Raw genomic sequence first — 21,386 nt, forward strand, 5'->3', positions numbered from 1 at the left:
GTTGCGTTTCGGCGGGTGTGCGCCTTCGGCTGCAGCGTGGTGGTGTCGGCCGCGGGATGCGGGTTCCAGGGCGTGAATTCGTTGCCGTTGCCCGGTGCGGTCGGACGGGGGCCCGGCGCCAACATCTTTCACGTCGAGTTGCCGAATGTCGGGACGATGGAATCGAATTCGCCGGTGATGATCGACGACGTCGTCGTCGGCAGTGTCGGTGAGATGCGGGTGCAGGGCTGGCATGCCGACGTCGAGATCTCGGTCAAGCCCGATGTCGTGGTTCCGGCCAACGTGCTGACCACCGTCGGTCAGACCAGCCTGCTGGGCTCGATGCATGTGGAGCTCAATACCCCGCTGGGCCAGCAGGGCAGCGGTCACCTTCAGCCCGGCGCCACCATCCCGCTGAGCCGCACGACGGCCTACCCCTCGACCGAGCAGACGCTGTCGTCGCTGGGCGCGGTCGTAAACGGCGGTGGGCTGGGGCAGATCGGGGAGGTCATTCACAACTTCTCGACCGCGCTGTCGGGGCACGCGGGTGCCGCGCGTGATCTGCTCAACCGCCTGGACACGTTCGTGCGGACGCTAAATGACCAGCGGGACAACATCGTTGAGTCCATTCAGGCGCTCAACCGGCTTGTCGGCACGTTCGCGGTCCAGCGTGACGTGTTGACCGAGGCTTTACGCAAGATTCCGCCTGCGCTCGATGTGTTGATCAAGGAACGCCTGCGATTGACCGAGGCCCTGGATCACCTGCGGACGTTCAGCGATGCCGCCAATCGGTTGGTCAACGACGCGCAGGACGACCTGGTCAAGAACCTCAGGAACTTGGAGCCGACCCTCAAAGCGCTCGCTGATGTCGGACCCGAGCTCGGGATGGCGGTGGCGGCGCTGTTTTTGTTCCCCTTCAACCAGAACTTCGTCGACCGCGCCGTGCGTGGCGACTACTTCAACATCACCGCCGATCTGGACCTGACGATTCCACGGCTCAAACGCGGACTGATGTTGGCTCAAACGCGGACTGATGTTGGGGACCCATTGGGGACAGCCGGACATGCCCGTACCGCCGGCGCCCGGGACCCCGTTCCGCATGAACTACACCCTCGATCCGCTGCATGACCCCGTGCGGCCACCGTGGGTGGATCCCAATACGCCGCCGCTGCCCGCACCGCCGCCGGGATTCGGCCCGCTGCCCGGACCGCCGCCGGTCACGGCGCCGGATGCGGGTCTTGGTGAAGCGCCGGCGACGGCACCGACGGGAGGTGGCGGATAGATGCGACGCGTTTTGTTCGGCTCCAGTTGTGGATCTTCACGATCGTCGGAACCCTCGGCGTGATCGCGATGGTCCTCTTCTACATCCAGGCGCCGACCCTGCTGGGCATCGGCCGGATGACGGTGACGCTGGAGCTGCCGGCTACCGGTGGCCTGTATCAGTTTTCGAACGTGACCTATCGGGGAGTTCAGCTCGGCAAGGTCACCTCGGTGGGATTGACCCCAACAGGTGCGAAAGCCATCTTGTCCCTTAACACTTCGCCGAAAGTCCCTGCTGACCTGACCGCGGCGGTGCTCGGTGTCTCCGCGGTCGGTGAACAGTATGTGGACTTACGGCCCAAGACCGACTCGCCGCCGTACCTGCACGACGGCTCGGTCATCTCCGCGCGCGACACGACGATTCCGCAGGCTGTCGGGCCGACGCTGGAGCAGCTCAACGCCTTGGTCGGCAGCATCCCAAAGACCAAACTCGGCCAATTGCTGGACGAGACCTTCCAGGGCTTCAACGGCTCCGGTTACGACCTGGGCTCATTGATCGATTCCTCGGAGACCCTGTCCCGCGACGCCAGCGGCGTTGTCGATCGCACCAAGGCTCTCACCGAAGACACTGGGCCACTTCTGGATACGCAAGCAAGCACCACCGATTCGATTCGGACGTGGGCACGTAGCTTCGCCGGGGTCTGGGATGTGTTGGTGAACGACGATTCCCACTTCCGCACGATCTTGCGGGACGGTCCCGGCGCCGTGAACGAAGCATCGCAGCTGCTCGAACAGATCAAACCCACGCTGCCGGTGCTGCTTGCCAACCTGACCACCATCGGACAGATCGGCGTGACCTATCACCCCTCGATCGAGCAGTTGCTGGTATTGCTGCCGTCGGCAGTCGCCATCGAGCAGGCTGCGCAGGGCGAGAACCATCCCGACGGTAAGGCCATGGGCGACTTCGCACTCACGATCGATGACCCGCCCATTTGCACGGTGGGCTTCCTGCCGCCCAACGCGTGGCGTTCCCCGGACGACCTGTCCGAGATCGACACACCGGACGGGCTGTATTGCAAACTTCCGCAGGATTCACCGTTGGCGGTTCGCGGTGCCCGCAACTATCCCTGCATGGGTCACCCGGGTAAGCGCGCGCCAACAGTCGAAATCTGCAACAGCGACAAGCCTTTCATGCCGCTGGCAATGCGCCAACACACCCTGGGCCCCTACCCGTTGGATCCGAATCTGATTGCCCAGGGTGTCCCGCCGGACGACCGGATTACGTCCGACCAGAGAATCTGCGCCGCGGTCGAGGGAACGCCGTTGCCGCCGGGCGCAGTGCCGCGCGGCACACCCGCGGGGCCGCGGGGAGACAATCCACCCCCGGGTACGGTCGGAGCCGCGGTACCCCCGGTGCCGTCGTCGGGACCGAGGCTGGCGCCCATTTCGCCCATGTCGGCCGACATCCCGACGTTTGCGCCACTCGACGTCCCCGCACCGGAAGAGCTTCCCGCACCACCGCCGGCACCACCGGCCCCCGCGCCGCCGGATCAAACCGACGGTGGACAACCCCAGGCTGCGCCAAGTGCCTTCGGGGCCAACGGATCTAAGCACGCGCCGTCGGTCGTGGTGGCAAAGTACGACCCGCACACCGGTCGTTATGTCGGTCCGGACGGGAAGTTGTACGAGCAGTCGGACCTAACGCCCTCGAAAGCTCCCAAGACGTGGCAGGACATGCTTCCTACCTGAGGCATGTCCTGAAAATGCTGCTAGGCCGCGAAACTACGGACCGGCGGAGCTAGGACAGCCTCCTCAGGACACCTGGTCGAGGCGCAACGGCATCGCGATATCAAGCCATTGGTTTTGCCCGCACGCACCGCTTGGGCCCACCGTCTTGTCCTTGCCAGACAAGGTCCGCGACCCGATTTGAAATCCACCATTCTCGTTCACCGGATAGAAGAAAAAGGTCTGCTGTCCGGGGAATGCGGTACCGTCTTCGCACCGTTCCCAATTCGGCACTTCGCGTCTCACCTTCCACATCTCCCCATCATTCATATAGAGAGGGGCGGTCCATCCTTGGTCGCTCTTGACCGTGCCGTGGCATTCCTGAAATGTCTCGCACGTCGAGCTGATGGTCCATGTTTGATAGACCGTCGGCTCGGCGAAGTATTGATCGTTCCGCTGCGCCCAGTCGCCGATGGACGTGACGTGGTACGTCCCGTTGATGGCCACTTCTTCCTTGGTCGTTGCCTGGGCTGTCGAGGCGGTGGCCAAGCCACCGAATATCGTGCCGGCCACCAGCGTTGCGGTGGTAAGTGTGTTGACTGACCGCATCAGCTGCTCCTCGAAGCGCATATTCCGACAGTGCCTGCGGCACCTTTCCGCCGTCGGTTGCGGCGTTCTCGAGCGTTGACGTTACACCGTTTTGGCCGATCGGGTAACGGTTAGATCGCACTCATCCGACCGGTTCGAATTTAGCGATCCGCCACGAATTATCGACCTTTGTCAACGTCACGACGACGGCGCTTTCGTTCTTCGCGGGGTCTTTCTTTTCCATGCTCGCCGTGGTCTGGTCGACGAAAATCAGGACGACGGCCGAATCGGGATGCAACTCCGAAACTGCGCCCCGAATCACCTTGGCGGTGGTCGTCAGGTGTCCCTGCTTCGCGGTCGGCCCGACGATATCGTTGGTGAATTTGCTGTAGTAGGCCAAGAAATCACCGGTGAGATGCGATTTCGCCGCGGAGAAATCGCGATCCAAGTGGTCATAGGAATACGACAACACCGCGACGGCGCCATCCGAAGCCGCCTGGATCGCCCGATGGGCCGCCGCCTCGTCCACCCGCTGATCCGGGCGATACACCTTGACGTACACACCGGCACCGACCTCTACGGCGGCCACGACCAACGTGGTCACGACGATTGAACGCCAGCTTGCCAAACAGCGGCGCAGCCAGCGGCGGGTCGCTGCCAACCGGCGCGAGCGTGCCGAGCCCTCGGCGGCGGGCGGATTCTCCGCGCTGTCCGTCACCGTTTCGCTGCTACCCCGAGACGAATCACGCTCGAAAGTCATGACAGGTAATCAATTTTCGACATCTTGAGCTGGCCGCCGTCGCGGTTCAAAGTGACGCTCAGCCGAAACAAGGCCGGTGGTGGTTTCTCGTTATCCGGCCCAGTGGCATCGGTTTTCGCCGCGACCAGCACCACTCCCGAATTGTCGCTCAACGACTCGACGGCGACGGTGACGACGGTGACCTTGTTGCCGATCTTCGAGTCCTGGGCCTTCTTGACCATGAGGACCGACATCGCCGACAGTTGGGCGTTGAGGTCGCCGGTCGAGACGTCGATCATGTGCTGGACGTTCTCCTTGGCATGTTCGGGGTCGATCGACATCAGCGTCGTGATCCCTTGCCTGGCGGCCGCCGCGAACTCCACGGCGAGCCAGCGATCATGCGCCACGGTGCGGTGGTGCCACATCATGTAACCGCTCGCGGCGAGCGAAGCGCAGGCAACCACGATGCCGACGCCGGCGGCTATTGCTTTGCGCCCTGGGCGTCGAAGCCACCGCGGACGCCCGGGGCGACGCGGCGACCGTTTTTGCGGTCCGCTTTGCGGAGCGCTGCTTGACATTTGGCGACGCGACGGCGTCTTCTGCCTCCCCCGATGCCGCGCGACGCAGCCGTTCGACGCGCGCCCTGGCCGCCTCGGCCCGCGCTTCGGCTGCGGCAACTTCGTCTTCGATGTCCGTGTCGGAAGGGGGCGCCGGGACCCGGGAGCACGACTGTGGTTCGGCGGAATCGGTCACATCCGTCGGGTCACCACGATCGTCGGCGTCAGGTCCCTCCGGATCATGCACGGAGAAGCAGCTTATCACTTCGGCCTGGGTCCACCGCCGTCCGCGGGCCCCCTCCTCGATGGCTGCTACATGCGGAAATGCGTGTCGGCCAAGGAACGCGACACGGTAGCGTGCGGGGGCGCCGGCACGGACGGACGTTCTCGCGCAGGCGATCTTCTCCAACCAGGAAAATTTTCTTTTCAGGTGTGGCAAAGTAATTGGGTGCGATTTATCGTGGCCGTATTCGCCGCGTTGCTCGGCGTCGGTGTGCTGGCGGCGCCGCCGTCGGTCGCCGGGCCGACCGTGTGCGACTATCCCGACTGCACCCCGGGCATCATGCCGCATCAGGTGCTCGGGGCGCCGTGTGAAAACACCACCTACTACGCATTCGGCGTAACCGACGGTTACGTCTCCTTCGCCTCGCAGCCCGGACGCCTGATGTTCTGCGGCTCGCCGCGCAGGTACCAGCCTCGGTGGTTCCGGTCACCCCCGATGGCGGGAGTCAAGAACGAAGGCGACAGCTGCGAGTATTACCAGAACTACGTCGCGCAGGCGCCCGACGGCCTGTTCCTGATCTGTTTTGCCCACGACGGCGTCATGACCTGGGTTCGCGCCGACACTTAGCCCTACCCAGAGCCCTACTCGGCAGGCTCTCGATGCAAACCGAGCAGGCGCCGGATCATGTCCGTAAGCCGCTCGAGCAGTGTGTCGTCGTCGATGTCGGCCAACAGCGGGTGCATGACCGCGGTGCTGATCGCGCCCGAGAACATGGCCGCCTCGATCCTGCCGTCCAGGCCGGCATCGCTCAGCAGTCCGTAATACAACCGGTCCATAAAGCGTTGGAACGGTTTGTGTTCGGCCAGCAGCCGAACCACGACGGGGTCGAACTGTAGCGTACGCACCAGCCGCCGGTCGCGGACCGCCATTTCAACGACGCTCTCTAGCAGCGCATCCCGGGCTTGCGGCCCGTTGCCGTGCGCCTCGGCCGCCTCCAACGCCGGGAGCAACCGCCCGAGCTCGCGCTCGGTAACCGCGATCACGATCTGATCCTTGGTCCGGAACTGGTGGTACACAGCCGCTTTCGTGATCCCGACGGTATCGGCGATCATCTGCAGCGACGTACCGCTGACGCCGTGCTGCGCGAACAGGTCCAGCGCGGCGTCGAGTACCCGGGCCCGGGCAGGGCTGTAGTGAACAACCCCCAGGTCTGCATCGCTGACCGGCCGCCCTGCTGTTCCCACGGAACGAGCCTAGACGACCGGCTATTGACCCGAAGCTAGCCGGACGGCTAGCTTCGGGGACGAGCCGAATGTGGCACGGCGATTTCGCGCCGAAAGGAGTACCGATGACGGACATCGGCGATGCGGATGCGGTTGCGCGGCGAGCGGCGCGGCGGCCTACCGACGGCGAGGTCATTCTGCTGTGGACATTGCCCGTCACGGTGATCCTCTGGATCGCCGGCTTCGTGCTGTTTCCGGGGTTCAATCCGTCGATGTCGCCGTCGATGTCGGCCGAACGAGTTGCCGCGTTCTACCGGGATCCGGCCCACATCCCGCAGATCAGGTACAGCATGATCGTGTTCAACTGGTTCGGCGTGTGCCTGGTTCCGATCCTGGCGTTGATCGTGCTGCAGGTCCGCAGGATGGCGCACCGGACCCCGATTTTCGCCTACACGATGCTGGGTTGCGTGGCCGGTGGTCCGACGTTGTTTCTCGTCGCCAATGTCTGCTGGCTGCTGGCGGCTTTTCGGTCCGAGCGCAGTCCGGAGCTGGCGCAGCTGCTCAACGATTTCGGCTGGATGACGTTCACCATCCTGGTCCCGTTCCTGATCGGGCAGAGCGTGATCCTTGCCGTGGCAATCTATTTCGACGATCAGCCGCGGCCTGTATTCCCGTCCTGGGTCGCACACTTCAACCTTCTCGTGGCCGTCGCACTGGTGCTCGCGGCCTTTGTCGGGGTGTCGTTGACCGGACCGCTGGCGTGGGACGGCTTCTTGTCGTTCTGGGTGAAAAACGTTGCCATCGCGGTCTGGATCGTCGTGATGGGCGTTGTGCTAGGACAGGTCATCTATCGCGAGCGCGTCGAAAACAGCGGACGCCCAGGCGAACTGGTGAACACATGAGTGCGGTGATCACACCGTCGACCTCGCCGGCCACGCCTCCTACCGGCCCGTTGCATCGCCGGATCGTCTGGCACCTGCGGCGCAACCCCAAGCGCGAACTCTGGTTCGCGTGGTGGGTGCTCGTCGTGTTTTACAACCTGTTCTTCCCGGTGTTCTTCATCATCGCGCAGGTTCAGCCCCCACCGGAGCCCACCTGGGACCTCGCGACGCAAGTCCATTGGTTCTCCGAACGCCACCTCGGCATCCCGGTCGGCTTCGGCATCATCTTCGCGATCAGCGGCGCGATCGCGACAAACAATGCCCCGATCGTATATTCGATACGGCGGATGTCGGTCAGCCGCGCGTTCGGCTACTCGTATCTGATCATCTACTCGCTCAGCGCGGTTCCCGGCATGATCCTGCACAACATCGCGCTACTCGTCGGGACTCTGCGACCAGAGCGCGACCCGGAGGTGATCGGCTGGCTCTACGACTTCGCCTTCCTGTCGTTCGACGGGACCATGGGAGTCTTCCTGATCGGCTCGCTGATCTGGATGGTCGCGATCCTGCTGGACAAGAATCGGGTGTTCCCCAAGTGGTTCGGCTATCTCAACCTCTGCAACGCGCTGACCGAGGTCGTCGTCGCGCCCTGTTGGATCTTCCGGCGCGGTGTGTTGGCCTGGGACGGCGAGATCGCCTGGTGGCTGGACATGGTCGTGTTCGGCATCTACCAAGTCACCTTCGTTGTCATGCTGTACCGGATGATCCGACGCGAAGACTTCGGCACCGGGCAGCTGCCGGGCTTCCCGCCGAAAAAGGTTGTTGCGCAATGACCGATCTACAGACTGACCTGACCGAGAAGGACCGACGTGCCAAATTCGTGCCGGGCCAGCCCGACATGTGGGCCTTCGTGCTGTTCGAGACCCTGGTCTTCACAGGGTATTTCGGCTTCTACCTGTTCTCTCGCGCCCGCAACGCCGAGCTGTTCATACATGCACAGGCGCACCTGGACCTGCGCGTCGGAGTGTGCAACACACTCGTCCTGCTGCTGAGCTCGTGGTCGGTGGCCCGGTGTGTTCAGTCGTCGCGCGCCGGCGAATACTCCGCAGCGCTGCGCGACGTGTCCATCACGGCCGCACTCGCCGCAGTGTTCCTCTTCGTCAAGGTGTTCGAGTGGGCCCGGCTGGTCAACAGTGGAAATGGGTTGGACAGCAACGCTTTCTTCACCTACTACTTCTTTCTCACCGGGATCCATTTCGTCCACCTGTTGATCGGCTTCGTCGCTCTCGGCGTGATCGTGTACCAACTCCGAAGCACGGCGACACGACCGCGGGAATCCCAGGAGATCGTCGAAACGTGCGCGACCTACTGGCACACCGTCGACTTCCTGTGGGTGCTCATCTTCGCGCTGCTCTACGTGGTGAGGTGAGGCGTGAAATTCAACAAGCGGCTACTGGTTGTGTGGGTGGTCCTGGCGCTGCTCACGCTGGGCTACCTGGGGATCGACCACTCGGTCGACGGATTGCTGAAGTCCAGCGCGGTGGTGACCTCGAGCGTCATCGTGATCGCACTTGTCAAGGTGCGCATCATCTTTCGCGAATTCATGGAAGTGCGAAACGCACCCGTCCTGCTCTGCCGGCTGACCGACGCCTGGGTGATCGTGATGGGCGTCGCGATGCTCAGTTGCTACTTCGTCGGACTGCGGCTCGGGTAGTACGGTTTTAGGCCACCGGCGCGACCGCGTCCGCGGTCGTGAACGACAGGTGCAGTTCGCTCAAGCCCCGCAAGATGTAGGTCGGCTCGTAGGTGTAACGACGCTCGGCGGCCGGGCCGTGGTGGGCTTCGTCGATCTCGATGTGCGGCATCCGGTCCAGGATGCGCTCGATCGAGACCCGGCCCTCGATCGAGACCCGGCCCTCCACCCGCGCGAGCGGCCCGCCCGGGCACGAGTGCACGCCGCGGGCGAACGCCATGTGCTCGCGAACGTTCTTGCGGCGCAAGTCGAACTCGTGCGGGTTCTCGAACCGCAGCGGATCGCGGTTGACCGCCCCCGGCAGGATCATCACCACGGTCCCGGCGGGAATGTCGACGCCCCCCAAGGTGGTCGCTTTGCGGGTCAGCCGCGAGTCGCTCTTGACCGGGCTCTCCATGCGCAGCGATTCCTCGATGAACCCGTGAATCAGGCTGCGGTCCTCGCGCAGCTCCTGCTGGATGTCGGGCCGCTCGCCCAGGAACTGCAACGCGGCGCTGAGCAACTTGGCCGTCGTCTCATGGCCGGCGGCGACCAGGAAGATGGCCGAGCGCACTACCTCGATCACCGGCGGCGTCGACCCGTCCGGGTACAGCGCGGTCGCCAACGAGGTCAGCACGTCGCCGCGGGGTTCGCGGCGCCGGTCCTCGATGTAGGCACAGAACTTCTCGTCGAGCCACTCCAGCGGGTTGATGCCGACCGAGTTGTGGTCTAACGCACCAACTTTCGCGTCCGGGCGGTCGGCGCCGAGCACCGCGCGGAACTCCTTGTGGTCGTCCTCCGGGACGCCGAGCAGGTCGGCGATCACCAAAGTGGCGAACGGCTTGGAGTATTCGGAGATGAACTCGCACCGGCCGCTGTCGAGCAATTCCTCGAGCTGACGGTCGGCCAGGCGCCACATGAATTCTTCGTTGTGCTTCAACCGGCTGGGGGTCAGCAGCTTGCTCAGCACGGAGCGGGCCTTGGTGTGGTCCGGCGGGTCCATGGTGATCATGTGCTCGTTCATCGGGAAGTGCTGCGGTGCTCGTCGATCAGCCGGTTGATGTCGTCGCCGTCGGGCGTGAACGGCAGCGGTGGGAACGGGCCGCCCAGGCAGTTGATGTTCGAGAAGGTGTCTGGGTCCTTGTATACCTCGGTGGCTTCCGCATAGCCGGTGATGGCGACGACTCCGTAATGCGGCAGGCGGAGCACTCGGTTCTGGCTGCGCAGGTAGTCGAAGTACGGGTGCGGATCCGGGACCAGAGACGGATCGGTGAAGAAGTCGATCGAGTCGTCGCTCATCGGGTTGTTTCCCCCTGGGCTGGAGTGACCGGTGCGGATCGGCGACAGCCGGTAGCGCCGCCAGAGATTCGAGTTCTGCTGAGCACCTGCTTAGCACGGCAGTAATGTCATGGTCAAGGTCACAAGGGCGCGCCGCGCTACGATTTCCCGTGGTCGACGCGCGAGCGAGGACAGGACGGAGTAGCGGTATGACATCGTCCCGCAGGATCGGGGCGCCGGACGCTAAGAACCGGGGTCTGCTGCTCGACACGGCCGAACAGGTGATGCTCGAAGAGGGCTATGCCGCGGTGACGTCACGCCGGCTGGCGAACAAGGCCGGACTGAAGCCTCAGCTGGTGCACTACTACTTCCGCACCATGGAAGAGTTGTTCCTTGAGGTTTTCCGGCGCCGCGGTGAGGAAGCGCTCGAGGTGCACGCGCAGCTGATGAAGTCGCCGCAGCCGCTGTGGGCGCTGTGGCGGTTCGGCACCGATCCCGCGTTCACCCGCATTTCCATGGAATTCATGGCGCTGGCAAATCACCGCAAGGAGATGCGAGCCCAAATCGCGTATTACGCCGAGCGCCTCCGCGAGGACCAGCGCCAGGCGGTGACGGCCGCGTTGGAGCGGCATGGGCAAGTCAGAGAAGACGTTCCGCCCGTGGTGTGGACGGTCCTGATGAGCAGCCTGTCGTGGTTCCTGGTGCTCGAACAGGCGGTCGGTATTTACGGCGGTCACGCCGAAACCGTGGAATTAGTCGAAAGCTACCTGCGTCGCATCGAGGGCGAGCCGCAGCCAATCCCGGAAGTGCCGCAGCCGTGGGTGGTTCACCAGTTGCGCAGCGAGCAGAGCACGCCTTTGAGGCCGTCCTTGGATACGACGACGACACCGTCCACCGCCAGCACACAGTGAAGCCCCGGCGTTCCGGGCTCGGTGCCCGTGCTCGCCACGACCATCGCGTAGTGGTCGGGGTCAGTCATGTCCAGGTCGTAGGTCCACGGCTGACCCGGGACGAGATCGACGTTGACGTGCGGGGTGAACGAGTACAAGTTGTGGCTGTAATCGGAGAATCTGACCGGCTGGTGATCCAGGTAATAGATGTCGACGTAGATCGGATTCTCCGCGGTGACGGCGTATTTGACGTAATGCATGACCGGGTCGGCATGGGCCACTGCCGTGCTCACGGCCAAACTGGCGCTTATCAACGACCCCACCAGTGTGATCGCCGACGTGATGCTTAACAGTCCTTTCATGCTGATCCTCATGACGCTCCTCCGGCCGCCTGCGGCTTGGCGTTTCGGTTCATTACCCGCTCTGCGGCCTGCCAGTGCGCGTCGGCAACCCACAGTCGTGCAAAGGATGCTATCGCCTCATCAGGCGAAACGCCGCTGATTACCCGTTTTATCTCGGCGGCCGGCTGGTGGGCAAGGGAGGCGGCAAGCGAGCGCCAGCCCTCTTCGAACGAGGCGCGCGGTAACACCATGTCCACCAACCCGATTCGCTCGGCCTCGGCGGCGTCCAGGGGTTTTCCGCTGCCCGCCAACAGAAGTGCCCTGCTCTTTCCGACCAGCGCGGCCAGTCGCTCCGCGCCGCCCCAGGCGGGCATGATTTCCAGCGTTGCCTGATTGAACGCAATCTTGATGTCGCTCGCGGCGACTCGGATATCGGCGGCGACCGCTACTTCGGCGCCACCACCGAAGGCGTGGCCATTGAGCGCGGCGATCACCGGAGCCGGGAAGTTCGTCAGCTGGTCGCAGATGGACCGCATGCGCGTTGCCATCGCGGTGGCTTCCTCGATGGTCCGCAGCGTGCTGAGCTCCTTGAGGTCACCGCCGGACACGAAAGCCTTATCGCCGGCGCCCCTGATCACCAGGGCCTGGGCGCCGGCGGCGGCATCGAGTGCCCTCTCCAGCTGGTCCATGGTGTCGAGCGCGATCGCGTTGCGTGCGTGAGGGCGGTCGATGGTGAGCACCGCAAGCCCGTTGTCGAGCTCCAAGTCCAGCATGCGTTGGTTGCTCCTCGGAAGAGGCGTCGATATTGGTTCTCGTCCGGCGAGAATAACATCATCGCTGCAGGCCGAAGGGGTTTGTACACCGAGAATAGAGGTGGCCCAGTGCAGGACCGAATGGTCGCGGCAGTTGCTGCGGTGTTCGCTGTCGCCGGCCTCGGGGCGTGCACGTCTCGCCCGTCGACCCAGGTCGCCAGCACGGCATCGGTGACCGTCAACGGAAGCGACGCGAGTTTCCACGTCGTGAAATGCGGCCAATTTTAATGGACCCGGACAATCGATATCGACGGCAGCTTTGCCGGAGCCAAGATCGTCATCGACGAAGGGGCGCAGCCGGCGTCGGCGCAGTCCGTGCGCATTCAGAACCTGGGCGGGTTCACCGGCATGTACTCCCGGGGAGGCGAAGGCGACGCCGAGATGAGCATGAGCGGTGACAAATTCACGATCAGCGGCACCGCAAACGGATTCAAGACCGACAAGCCCAATGAAGCGGCTTCGGCGACGTTCAAGATCGTCGTGACCTGCTGATCGTCGCGCCGCCGCGGCTCGCCGCCCGCCGCGACCGCGAGTGGGGATCACCTTAAGGAGCACGTTTGCGGTGCGGCCTGGTAGAGAATAGTATTCTCACAAATCGCGAAGGAGGATCTCATGGGCCAGTTGTCACATCGGGAAGACGTCCCGTTTCCAATCTTTGACGCTGATAATCACCTCTACGAGCCGCCGGAGGCGCTGACCAAGTACCTGCCCAAGGCGTACAAGGATTACGTCCAGTACGTCCAGATCAACGGGCGGACGAAGATCGCGATCCGCGGCCAGATCAGCAACTACATCCCCAACCCGACCTTCGAGGTCGTCGCGCGGCCGGGTGCCTGGGAGCAGTACTTCAAGTACGGCAACCCGGACGGCAAGAGCAAGCGCGAACTCTTCGGTGAGCCGATGCGCGCGATCCCGGCGTTCTTCGAGCCCGGCCCGCGCCTGGAGAAGATGAACGAGCTGGGCCTGGACCGCACCCTGATGTTCCCGACCCTGGCCAGCCTGCTCGAGGAACGGCTGCGCGACGACCCGGTCGCCGTCCACGTCCTGATCCACGCGCTGAACGAGTGGCTCCATGAGGTCTGGGGCTTCAACTACGAGAACCGCATCTTCACCACCCCGGTCATCACCCTGCCGATCGTCGAGAAGGCGATCGAGGAACTGGAGTGGGCCGTCAATCGCGGTGCGCGTGCCATCCTGATTCGGCCGGCGCCCGTCCCCGGCTTCCGCGGGCCGCGGTCGTTCGCGGTGCCCGAGTTCGACCCGTTCTGGGAGCGTGTCGTCGAGCACGACCTGTTGGTCGGCATGCACTCCAGCGACAGCGGCTACTCCCGCTACACCTCCGAGTGGGACGGTGCCGAGCAGGAGATGCTGCTGTTCCAGACCAATGCGATGGGCATCCTCAACGAGTGGCGACCGATCCAGGACGCGGTGGGCTCGTGGGTGATCCACGGCGCGCTCTACCGCCACCCGAAGCTGAAGGTCGCGATTGTCGAGGCCGGTTCGAAGTGGATGACCCCGCTGCTGGACGGGCTGGCCGAGGTCTTCCGGAAGGCCCCGGAAGTTTTCCCGAGCGACCCGGTCGAGATGGTCAAGAACCGCATTCACGTGAGCCCGTTCTGCGAGGACGGCATCGACGACCTGGTCAACCTCGTCGGTGTGGACCAGGTGTTGTACGGCTCGGACTGGCCGCACCCGGAGGGTCTGGCGGAGCCGACGTTCTACGTCAACGCGCTGTCACACCTGTCGGTTGACGACCAGGCAAAGATCATGGGCGGGAACCTGTCCCGACTCGTCACCGTGTGACAAACACCCCTCCGTGGGAGACCATCCCCGAGATGGTCTTGAGCGCGGCGGACCGATTCGGCGATGCCGAAGCAGTCGTAGACGGTCCGCTGCGCCTCACCTTCGCCGAAGTCGTCCAGCGAATCCGTTGTGCTGCAGGCGCTTTCGCTGATCTCGGTGTCGACAAGGGCGAGCGGGTCGCCATTTGGGCGCCCAACTCGGCGGAGTGGATCATCGCCGCGTTCGGGCTGCTCACCGCGGGCGGTGTGCTGGTGCCGGTCAACACGCGGTTCAAGACCGAAGAAGCGGGCGACATCATCGCCCGCAGCGGAGTGAAGGCCGTCCTGGTGCAGAAGGGCTTTCTGGGTCAGGATTTCACCGCGCCCGTGGGCACACCCGTCATCGACCTCAAGTCCGACTTCCTTTCCAGCGGTTCACCCTTCGAGCGGGCGGTGAGCGGCGACGACATCGCGGACATCATCTTCACGTCGGGCACCACCGGCCGACCCAAGGGCGCGATGATGAATCATCGCCAAACGCTGCGCATGTACGAGGAGTGGGCCACGCTCGCGGATCTGCGTGCGGGCGATCGCTACCTGCAGATCAATCCGTACTTCCACACGTTTGGCCTGAAGGTGGGACTCGTCACGTCCTTTTTGCGCGGCGCCTCGATGCTGCCGGTCGCGGTGTTCGATGTCGACACGGTGGTGGAACTCATTGCGCGCGAAGCCATCACGATGCTGCCCGGGCCCCCGACCTTGTATCACTCGCTACTGACGGTGGGAGACAAGTCCAAGCTGTCCACATTGCGCGCCGGCGTGACCGGCGCCGCCGACATCCCCGTCGAGCTGGTCCGTCGTATCCACGACGAACTGCCGTTTCAGACGCTGATGACCGGCTACGGGCTCACCGAGGCCGGCAACGTCACCTTTTCGCTGCCCGGCGATTCGTTCGAGGACGTCGCCACCACCGCGGGCGTCCCTGCCAGGGGGTTGAGGTGCGCATCGCCGGCGACGGCGAGGTGTTGGTGCGCGGCTACCGCGTCATGCAGGGCTACCTCGACGATCCCGCGGCCACCGCGCAGGCGATCGACGGCGACGGCTGGTTACACACCGGAGATTTGGGCAGCTTCACCGAGACGGGTCGGTTGCGTATTGTCGGGCGCAAGAAGGACATGTTCATCGTCGGCGGCTTCAACGCCTATCCGGCCGAGATCGAGGGCTTTTTGCTCAGCCACCCGGCCGTCGCGCAGGCGGCGGTGATCGGCGTTCCCGACGAGCGACTCGGGCAGGTCGGCAAGGTGTTCGTGGTCCTCGACGGTGCGGTCAGCGCCGACGAGCTGATCAGCTGGTGTCGTGACGGATGGCGGGGTTCAAAGTGCCCCGCGCGGTACAGTTCCTTGATTCCCTCCCGCTCAACGCCACGGGGAAGGTGATGAAGGACCAACTCCGATGAACAACGGCGAGATTCATTCGATGGTGATCGCGTCGGACTACCGGTTGCCCGACCCACCCGGGTGAAACCGTTCCTGGAGCGCAACAAGAAGGCTCTCTCCGACATTGGAGCACACCACGTTCTGGTCTACACCTCGACGCATGACTACGGCCGCGTGCTGGTGATGATCGGGGTGCACAGTCGCCAGCCGATCGTGGAGTTGCTGTGATCGCGGGTGTTCTTCGATTGGTTCGACGAGGCGGGCGTCGAGGACATCCCCGCGGTATTCGCCGGAGAGATCATCGACCGGTTCATCCCGGCACCCCCGTTGACTCCGTCGGTGCCCGGGGTGGTGGTGGCCGCCATCGCATCGGTCGACGATGTGCCGACGCTGATCGCGGGCGTCGGCTCGGCGATGGACAGATTCACCGCGGCGGGCATCCGAAAGACTTGGGTATTCCGGGCTTTCGACGACGATCACGAAGTATTGATCCTGCAGGAATTTCCCGACGAAGACAGCGCGCGGGAGTGGATCGAGCACCCCGATGCCGCCGCCCAGTGGATGTCGGGGGCGGGCGTCGGTCCGTACCCGCCGCTGTTCGTCGGCCAGTTCTCGGACATCATGCGCATCGAGAGCCAGTGAGCCTTCGGCTCGATGTTCGTCTGTCTGTGTAACGGAGTCACCGGCCAGACGGTGTCCGAGGTCGTCGACGTGGGAGCAGCGACCACCAAGGACGTCGCCCATGCCTGCGGAGCGGGGGCCGACTGCGGCCGTTGTCGGCGAACGGTTCAGGCCATACTCACATCGTCCAAGCCGCACGGTACGGCCTAGGTCAGTTCACCGCCGCCGGCTGCCATCCGGCGACATCGGCTGCACGAGGTCGACCAGCAGCGGCGGAATCTCCATGCGGGGCAGCACCACCTCGACGAGCACCATGCGGTCCTGGTGCTGCGCGGCCGCGGTCAGCGCGTCGTCGAGTTCGCCGTAGTTTTGCGCGCGGAACGCGAGGTGATCGACCACGCCCAGCGTTCGGGGAACGTCGGTCCAACTCCAGCGGGCGATGTCGTTGTAGGGCGCAGTCTCGCCGTGGATGGCCCGCTCCACCGTGTAGCCGTCGTTGTTGACCACCACGATGACCGGCGACAGTCCCTCGCGAAAGAAGGTGCCCAGCTCCTGCACGGTCAGCTGCGCGGCGCCGTCACCGATCAGCAGCACCGACCGTCGGTCCGGGTGCGCGACCGCCGCGCCGAGCGCCGCGGGCAACGTGTAACCGATTGAGCCCCAAAGGGGTTGGCCGATGAACGTCACCCCCTTGGGCAGCCGGTGGTCGGCCATCCCGTAGAACGAGGTGCCCTGATCGGCGAGCACCACGTTCCCGGGTGTCAGCGCGTCGCACAGCCGGTTCCACACCATCTCCTGGGTCAGGGCCTGATCGCGGGCGGGCGTCGGGGCGGCGGCCGGGCGTTGTTGGTCCGTTGCGGTTGCCACCGGTGGTGATTTGATGCCGCGCTCGGCCAGGATCTCGGCCAGCGCCCCCAGCGCGGCGCCCATTTCCAGCGGCGCGAACACCTGGCCGGCCACGCTGCTCTGGTATTGCCCGACGTCGATGGTGCGGGATGCGTCGATGTGCTGGCTGAAGAAGCCGCTCACCATGTCGGTGAACACCACCCCGGCGGTGACCAACACCGGCGCGTCTTCGATCGCGGCGCGTACCTGCGGCGCGCTGGCTGCGCCCGCGTAGATCCCCAAAAAGTTGGGCGCGCTCTCGTCGAGCAGGCTCTTCCCCCACATCAGCGTGGCGTACGGCACTACGTCGGCGGTCAGCAGCGCCTCGAGCTCTTTGACCGCCTGCAGGCGGTGCACCAACAGGTCGGCCAGCACGGTCAACCGGTTGTCGCCGATGAGCTCGCGGGCCGCGTCGACGAACATCGACAGCGCACGCGGGCTGGTACCGCCGGTGTAGCGTGGCAGCGGAGTTCCGGGCGGTTCGGTGGGGAAGCGCGCGACATCCGTCGACAGCAGTATGTAGCCCGGGCGCTTCTGCTCGCGCACCTCCGAGAGCACCCGGTCGATCTCCCGGCATGCCGTTGCCGGCATGAGATTGGCTTGAGCACAGGTGATTTCGCGGCTGATGCGCAAGAAGTGCTCGAAGTCGCCGTCCCCCAGCGAATGGTGCAACGCCCGCCTGGTCCCCTGGGCGTCTTTCGAGGGGCCGCCGACGATATGCACGACGGGCACATGCTCGGCGTAGCTGCCGGCGATCGCGTTGGTCGCCGAGAGCTCACCCACTCCGAATGTCGTTACCACAGCCGCCAATCCGCGCAGCCGTCCATAACCGTCGGCCGCGTAGCCGGCGTTCAGCTCGTTGGCGTTGCCCACCCACCGAATTCTCGGATGCGCGGCGATGTGGTCGAGGAATTCCAGGTTGTAGTCGCCGGGGACGCCGAAGATCTCGGAGACGCCGAGCTCGGCAAGCCGGTCCAACAAATAATCACCGATGGTGTAGCCGGAATCCGCGGGGGCCGACCCCGCGCCAGGCGTGGTAGCAGTCACGAAGTCGACGGTACGCTCGGTCGAAAGCGCTCCCGGCCGGACGTCGTTTCGCTATCGTGCGGGCCATGGCGATCAACGAGACCCGCGAAGTTGTCATCGAAGCCAGCCCCGAAGAGATCCTCGATGTCATCGCCGATCTCGACTCGGTGACCGAATGGTCGCCGCCGCATCAGAGCGTCGAAGTCCTCGAGCGGGACGCCACCGGTCGGCCCACCAAGGTCAAGATGAAAGTCAAAGCCGCGGGCATCACCGACGAGCAGGTGGTCGCGTACACGTGGGGCGACGACGAGGTGAGCTGGACGCTGGTCAGCTCCGGCCCGCAGCGGTCGCAGGACGCGTCCTACAAGCTGACGCCCGCCGGTGACGCCACCAAGGTCACGTTCCAGCTCAGCGTCGATCCGGTGGTCCCGCTGCCGGGCTTCGTCTTGAAACGCGCCATCAAGGGCACCGTCGACACCGGGACGGAGGGATTACGCAAGCGGGTGCTGCAGGTGAAGAAGGGTAAGTAGGCGCGATGACCGGCGAGGGGCCAATGACCGGGATCAAAGTCCTCGAACTCGGTGGCGTCGGACCGGGCCCGCACGGGGGAATGATGCTCGCCGACCTGGGCGCCGACGTGGTGCGGGTGCGCCGCCCCAGCGGCGGGCTGACGATGCCGACCGAGGACCGCGACCTGTTGCACCGCGGCAAGCGGATCGTCGACCTGGACGTCAAGACGGACCCGGGTGCGCTGCTGGCGCTCGCCGCCAAGGCCGACGTGCTGCTGGACTGCTTCCGGCCGGGCACCTGCGAGCGACTCGGCATCGGACCCGACGATTGCGCGGCGGTCAACCCGCGGCTGATCTACGCCCGGATCACCGGCTGGGGCAGGACGGGCCGTTGGCGCAGACCGCCGGGCACGACATCAACTACCTGTCGCGAACCGGCGCGTTGTCGGCGCTGGGCTACGCCGACCGGCCGCCGATGCCGCCGCTGAACCTGGTCGCCGATTTCGGCGGCGGTTCGATGCTGGTGCTCATCGGCATCGCCGTCGTGCTGTACGAACGGCAACGGTCCGGTCAGGGTCAGGTGGTCGACGTCGCGATGGTCGACGGGGTCAGCGTGCTCGCCCAAATGATGTGGACCATGAAGGGAATTGGCAGCCTGCGCGACAAGCGTGAATCGTTTCTGCTCGACGGCGGCGCCCCGTTCTATCGCTGCTATGAGACCTCCGACGGCAAGTACATGGCCGTCGGCGCCATCGAGCCGCAGTTCTTCGCCGCGCTGCTCGACGGGCTGGGTCTGTCGCCCGACGACGTGCCCAGCCAGCTCGAAATCGTTTCGTATCAGCAGATGTACGACGTCTTCGCGCAGCGATTCGCCAGCCGCACGCGCGACGAGTGGACGCGGATTTTTGCCGGCACCGACGCCTGCGTCACGCCGGTGCTGACCTGGAGTGAGGCCGCCGCCGACGATCATCTGACCGCGCGGTCGACGGTGATCACCGCCCACGGTGTCACCCAGGCCGCGCCCGCTCCGCGTTTCTCGCGAACACCGGCCGCGCCCGTCGGGCCGCCGCCGGCAGCTACCACGTCGATCGACGAAATCAACTGGTAGCAAATTAATTACCTTGAACACGTTCCGCGCCTGGGGCGGGATTGCTAGGTTGGCCTCAGTGGCTGTAAAGGCATCACGTGAATTCCTAGTTGATGCGCCGCTCGACGTGGTCATGGGGGCGCTCGAGGATGTCAACGTGCTGGAATCATGGTCGCCACTGCATAAACGGATAGAGGTGATCGACCGTTATCCCGACGGTAGGGCGCACCATGTCAAAACCACCATTCGGATTTTCGGCCTCGTCGACAAAGAGGTTCTGGAATATCACTGGGGTCCGGATTGGGTGGTGTATGACGTCAGGGGAACCTCCCAGCAGCACGGCCAGCACGTCGAATACAACCTCAAACCCGAGGGCGTCGACAAGACGCGGGTGCGTTTCGATATCACCGTCGAACCCGTGGGCTTCATTCCCGGATTCGTCGTGCGGCGTGTGATGCAAAACGTCCTCGACGCGTCGGTGGAGGGGCTGCGCGACCTGGTGACGCGTGGCGGTTCGGACAAGGAACCGTAAGCCCTACGCAGTCTTGAGCGCGGAAAGCCTTCTGATCGCCTCGTCAAGGGTGTCGTCGCGTTTGCAGAAAGTGAAGCGCACCAAGTGATTCCACAGGTCGGCATGCGGCGCCGTCGGGTCGCAGAACGCCGATATCGGAATGGCCGCCACGCCAACCTTTTCCGGTAACGCCGTGCAGAATGTCGTGCTGTCGTCGTACCCGAGTGGACGTGGATCGGCGCAGAGGAAGTAGCTGCCGTGGCTGTCGTGCACCGTAAACCCGATGTCGGCAAGCCCCGCGGCCAGCCGGTCACGCCGGGCCTGCAGCGTGCGCCGCAGTTCGTCCACTCAGGCGTCCTCGGTGTCCAGCGCCAGGGCCACCGCGGGCTGGAACGGCGCACCGCCGACGTAGCTCAGGTACTGCTTGGCGGCACGCATCCCGGCGATGAGTTCTGCTGGGCCGCAAGCCCATCCGATCTTCCAGCCGGTGCAGTTGAACATTTTGGCCGCGCTGGAGATGGTGATGGTGCGCTGCGACATGCCGTCGAAACCGGCCAGCGGCAGGTGGCGGTGGCCTTCGGGGGAGGAGTACACCAGGTGCTCGTACACCTCGTCGGTGACCACCAAAAGGTCTGCCGCGACCGCAATCTCGGCGATGGTCCGCAGTTCGGTCGCGCTGAGCACGGCGCCGGTGGGGTTGTGTGGTGAGTTGACGATCAGCGCCCGGGTCTTTGGTGTCACCGCGCGCCGCAGCGCGTCGGCGTCCAGCGCGAAGCCGCGGCCATCGGCGACCAGCGGCACGGCGGCACGGTGCGCGCCCGCCATCGCGACCACCGGCGAGTAGGAGTCGTAGAAGGGCTCGATCAGCAGCACCTCCGAGCCGGGCTCGACCAGGCCGATGACCACCGACGCGATGGCTTCGGTGGCCCCGACGGTCACCAGCACCTCGGTGTCGGGGTCGTAGTCGATGCCGAAATGCCGCTTGCGGTGCGCCGCGACGGCCTGGCGCAGCGGCGCGATGCCGAGCCCGGGCGGGTATTGGTTCGCGCCGTCGGCGATCGCGTCTTGGGCCGCCTTCAGCAGCGCCGGCGGTCCGTCTTCGTCGGGAAAGCCCTGACCCAGGTTCACCGCGCCGATGCGCGGCCAGTGCCGACATCTCGGCGAACACCGTGGTCGCGTAGGGCCGCAGTCGCGACACCGTCATGGTCGTCGAGCTTAGGCGGGGCCGTCGACCGAGCGCCCGGCCAGCCGGGCTGTCGACGCCGCGCGCTCGTCCAGCCGCGCGGCCGCCGCGTCCAGCGG

18 protein-coding genes and 7 pseudogenes are annotated in these 21,386 nt (G+C 64.9%); 16 read left to right on the plus strand and 9 right to left on the minus strand.

Annotation, left to right across the window (positions count from 1 at the left end; translation table 11 throughout):
* Both T428_RS29870 and T428_RS0120605 read left to right on the plus strand, forming a co-directional pair.
* Positions 1-1,261, plus strand: a pseudogene (locus tag T428_RS29870) (MCE family protein); the annotation flags it as partial.
* Positions 1,258-2,988, plus strand: coding sequence for an MCE family protein (locus tag T428_RS0120605; RefSeq protein WP_036468588.1), 1,731 nt, complete (start codon positions 1,258-1,260; stop codon positions 2,986-2,988). The pseudogene T428_RS29870 and the gene T428_RS0120605, both read left to right, overlap by 4 nt.
* 63 nt (positions 2,989-3,051) lie before the next feature.
* Here T428_RS0120605 and T428_RS0120610 read toward each other — a convergent pair whose 3' ends face one another.
* From T428_RS0120610 to T428_RS34970, 3 genes are all read right to left on the minus strand, one after another.
* On the minus strand, positions 3,052-3,573 hold the full coding sequence (locus T428_RS0120610) for an Rv2253/PknI dimerization domain-containing protein (RefSeq protein WP_025737972.1): 522 nt from the start codon (positions 3,571-3,573) through the stop codon (positions 3,052-3,054).
* 121 nt (positions 3,574-3,694) lie between these two features.
* Positions 3,695-4,312 carry a hypothetical protein gene (locus tag T428_RS0120615; protein WP_025737973.1) on the minus strand — a complete coding sequence of 206 codons (618 nt, stop codon included), beginning with the start codon at positions 4,310-4,312 and terminating at the stop codon, positions 3,695-3,697.
* Positions 4,309-4,674, minus strand: a complete 366-nt coding sequence (locus T428_RS34970; RefSeq protein ID WP_245605010.1) for a hypothetical protein — start codon at positions 4,672-4,674, stop codon at positions 4,309-4,311. Before T428_RS34970 ends, T428_RS0120615 begins: the two co-directional genes overlap by 4 nt.
* A 622-nt stretch (positions 4,675-5,296) precedes the next feature.
* Here T428_RS34970 and T428_RS0120625 point away from each other — a divergent pair.
* Positions 5,297-5,698, plus strand: a complete 402-nt coding sequence (locus T428_RS0120625; RefSeq protein ID WP_025737974.1) for a hypothetical protein — start codon at positions 5,297-5,299, stop codon at positions 5,696-5,698.
* A gap of 14 nt (positions 5,699-5,712) precedes the next feature.
* Here the strand turns inward: T428_RS0120625 and T428_RS0120630 are convergent, their stop codons facing one another.
* Positions 5,713-6,315 carry a TetR/AcrR family transcriptional regulator gene (locus T428_RS0120630; RefSeq protein ID WP_025737975.1) on the minus strand — a complete coding sequence of 201 codons (603 nt, stop codon included), beginning with the start codon at positions 6,313-6,315 and terminating at the stop codon, positions 5,713-5,715.
* A 104-nt stretch (positions 6,316-6,419) separates the two neighbouring features.
* On the opposite strand from T428_RS0120630, the gene T428_RS0120635 reads away from it, so the two are divergent.
* The 4 genes from T428_RS0120635 to T428_RS0120650 are packed head-to-tail and all read left to right on the plus strand — an operon-like array spanning position 6,420 to position 8,889.
* Positions 6,420-7,196 (plus strand): hypothetical protein, encoded by a 777-nt coding sequence (locus T428_RS0120635; RefSeq protein ID WP_025737976.1) that lies wholly within the window; start codon positions 6,420-6,422, stop codon positions 7,194-7,196.
* Positions 7,193-8,008, plus strand: coding sequence for a hypothetical protein (locus T428_RS0120640; protein WP_025737977.1), 816 nt, complete (start codon positions 7,193-7,195; stop codon positions 8,006-8,008). Before T428_RS0120635 ends, T428_RS0120640 begins: the two co-directional genes overlap by 4 nt.
* On the plus strand, positions 8,005-8,604 hold the full coding sequence (locus T428_RS0120645; RefSeq protein WP_025737978.1) for a cytochrome c oxidase subunit 3 family protein: 600 nt from the start codon (positions 8,005-8,007) through the stop codon (positions 8,602-8,604). Before T428_RS0120640 ends, T428_RS0120645 begins: the two co-directional genes overlap by 4 nt.
* A gap of 3 nt (positions 8,605-8,607) precedes the next feature.
* Positions 8,608-8,889: a cytochrome C oxidase subunit IV family protein gene (locus T428_RS0120650; protein WP_025737979.1), complete on the plus strand. Its 282-nt coding sequence runs from the start codon at positions 8,608-8,610 to the stop codon at positions 8,887-8,889.
* A 7-nt stretch (positions 8,890-8,896) separates the two neighbouring features.
* Here the strand turns inward: T428_RS0120650 and T428_RS29880 are convergent.
* Positions 8,897-10,206: pseudogene (locus tag T428_RS29880) on the minus strand (cytochrome P450).
* 188 nt (positions 10,207-10,394) lie between these two features.
* Between T428_RS29880 and T428_RS0120660 the strand changes: the two are divergent.
* Positions 10,395-11,096, plus strand: coding sequence for a TetR/AcrR family transcriptional regulator (locus T428_RS0120660; protein ID WP_025737980.1), 702 nt, complete (start codon positions 10,395-10,397; stop codon positions 11,094-11,096).
* On the opposite strand, the gene T428_RS0120665 is transcribed toward T428_RS0120660, so the two are convergent.
* The gene (locus tag T428_RS0120665; protein WP_051465311.1) at positions 11,012-11,335 is read right to left on the minus strand and encodes a hypothetical protein; all 324 of its coding nucleotides are present in this window, start codon (positions 11,333-11,335) and stop codon (positions 11,012-11,014) included. The two genes, T428_RS0120660 and T428_RS0120665, sit on opposite strands and share 85 nt — an antisense overlap.
* Before the next feature lie 110 nt (positions 11,336-11,445).
* Positions 11,446-12,189 (minus strand): enoyl-CoA hydratase/isomerase family protein, encoded by a 744-nt coding sequence (locus tag T428_RS0120670; RefSeq protein ID WP_025737982.1) that lies wholly within the window; start codon positions 12,187-12,189, stop codon positions 11,446-11,448.
* A gap of 108 nt (positions 12,190-12,297) precedes the next feature.
* Here T428_RS0120670 and T428_RS36205 point away from each other — a divergent pair.
* The 5 genes and pseudogenes from T428_RS36205 (at position 12,298) to T428_RS32335 (ending at position 16,276) form a co-directional block, all read left to right on the plus strand.
* Positions 12,298-12,720: pseudogene (locus T428_RS36205) on the plus strand (lipoprotein LpqH).
* Positions 12,721-12,840: 120 nt separating this feature from the next.
* Entirely contained in the window at positions 12,841-14,031 is a 1,191-nt protein-coding gene (locus T428_RS0120680) for an amidohydrolase family protein (RefSeq protein WP_025737983.1), read from the plus strand.
* A gap of 32 nt (positions 14,032-14,063) precedes the next feature.
* Positions 14,064-15,465 (plus strand): annotated as a pseudogene (locus T428_RS29890) (FadD3 family acyl-CoA ligase).
* Positions 15,462-16,087 (plus strand): annotated as a pseudogene (locus tag T428_RS29895) (fatty-acid--CoA ligase). The pseudogenes T428_RS29890 and T428_RS29895 overlap by 4 nt, the downstream one beginning before the upstream one ends.
* Before the next feature lie 12 nt (positions 16,088-16,099).
* Positions 16,100-16,276 carry a (2Fe-2S)-binding protein gene (locus T428_RS32335; protein ID WP_084298821.1) on the plus strand — a complete coding sequence of 59 codons (177 nt, stop codon included), beginning with the start codon at positions 16,100-16,102 and terminating at the stop codon, positions 16,274-16,276.
* Between the two features lie 6 nt (positions 16,277-16,282).
* On the opposite strand, the gene T428_RS0120695 is transcribed toward T428_RS32335, so the two are convergent.
* A complete protein-coding gene (locus T428_RS0120695) occupies positions 16,283-17,998 on the minus strand; it encodes an alpha-keto acid decarboxylase family protein (RefSeq protein ID WP_025737984.1) in 1,716 nt (571 codons plus the stop codon).
* Between the two features lie 65 nt (positions 17,999-18,063).
* Here T428_RS0120695 and T428_RS0120700 point away from each other — a divergent pair, with 65 nt between their 5' ends.
* From T428_RS0120700 to T428_RS0120710, 3 genes and pseudogenes are all read left to right on the plus strand, one after another.
* A complete protein-coding gene (locus tag T428_RS0120700) occupies positions 18,064-18,507 on the plus strand; it encodes an SRPBCC family protein (RefSeq protein WP_025737985.1) in 444 nt (147 codons plus the stop codon).
* A gap of 5 nt (positions 18,508-18,512) precedes the next feature.
* Positions 18,513-19,594 (plus strand): annotated as a pseudogene (locus T428_RS29900) (CaiB/BaiF CoA transferase family protein).
* Between the two features lie 58 nt (positions 19,595-19,652).
* Positions 19,653-20,105 (plus strand): SRPBCC family protein, encoded by a 453-nt coding sequence (locus T428_RS0120710; protein WP_025737986.1) that lies wholly within the window; start codon positions 19,653-19,655, stop codon positions 20,103-20,105.
* A gap of 3 nt (positions 20,106-20,108) precedes the next feature.
* Here the strand turns inward: T428_RS0120710 and T428_RS29905 are convergent.
* Positions 20,109-21,288 (minus strand): annotated as a pseudogene (locus T428_RS29905) (pyridoxal phosphate-dependent aminotransferase).
* Positions 21,289-21,386 lie beyond the last annotated feature (98 nt).

This window comes from Mycobacterium genavense ATCC 51234, assembly GCF_000526915.1.
Taxonomy (GTDB): domain Bacteria; phylum Actinomycetota; class Actinomycetes; order Mycobacteriales; family Mycobacteriaceae; genus Mycobacterium; species Mycobacterium genavense.

Excerpts from the sequence above, each read along its gene's own strand:
- T428_RS0120610 (WP_025737972.1), bottom strand. The coding sequence starts at position 3,573 with ATGCGGTCAGTCAACACACTTACCACCGCAACGCTGGTGGCCGGCACG.
- T428_RS0120615 (WP_025737973.1), bottom strand. The coding sequence starts at position 4,312 with ATGACTTTCGAGCGTGATTCGTCTCGGGGTAGCAGCGAAACGGTGACG.
- T428_RS0120635 (WP_025737976.1), top strand. The coding sequence starts at position 6,420 with ATGACGGACATCGGCGATGCGGATGCGGTTGCGCGGCGAGCGGCGCGG.
- T428_RS0120640 (WP_025737977.1), top strand. The coding sequence starts at position 7,193 with ATGAGTGCGGTGATCACACCGTCGACCTCGCCGGCCACGCCTCCTACC.
- T428_RS0120645 (WP_025737978.1), top strand. The coding sequence starts at position 8,005 with ATGACCGATCTACAGACTGACCTGACCGAGAAGGACCGACGTGCCAAA.
- T428_RS0120660 (WP_025737980.1), top strand. The coding sequence starts at position 10,395 with ATGACATCGTCCCGCAGGATCGGGGCGCCGGACGCTAAGAACCGGGGT.
- T428_RS0120665 (WP_051465311.1), bottom strand. The coding sequence starts at position 11,335 with ATGCATTACGTCAAATACGCCGTCACCGCGGAGAATCCGATCTACGTC.
- T428_RS0120670 (WP_025737982.1), bottom strand. The coding sequence starts at position 12,189 with ATGCTGGACTTGGAGCTCGACAACGGGCTTGCGGTGCTCACCATCGAC.
- T428_RS0120680 (WP_025737983.1), top strand. The coding sequence starts at position 12,841 with ATGGGCCAGTTGTCACATCGGGAAGACGTCCCGTTTCCAATCTTTGAC.
- T428_RS32335 (WP_084298821.1), top strand. The coding sequence starts at position 16,100 with ATGTTCGTCTGTCTGTGTAACGGAGTCACCGGCCAGACGGTGTCCGAG.
- T428_RS0120700 (WP_025737985.1), top strand. The coding sequence starts at position 18,064 with ATGGCGATCAACGAGACCCGCGAAGTTGTCATCGAAGCCAGCCCCGAA.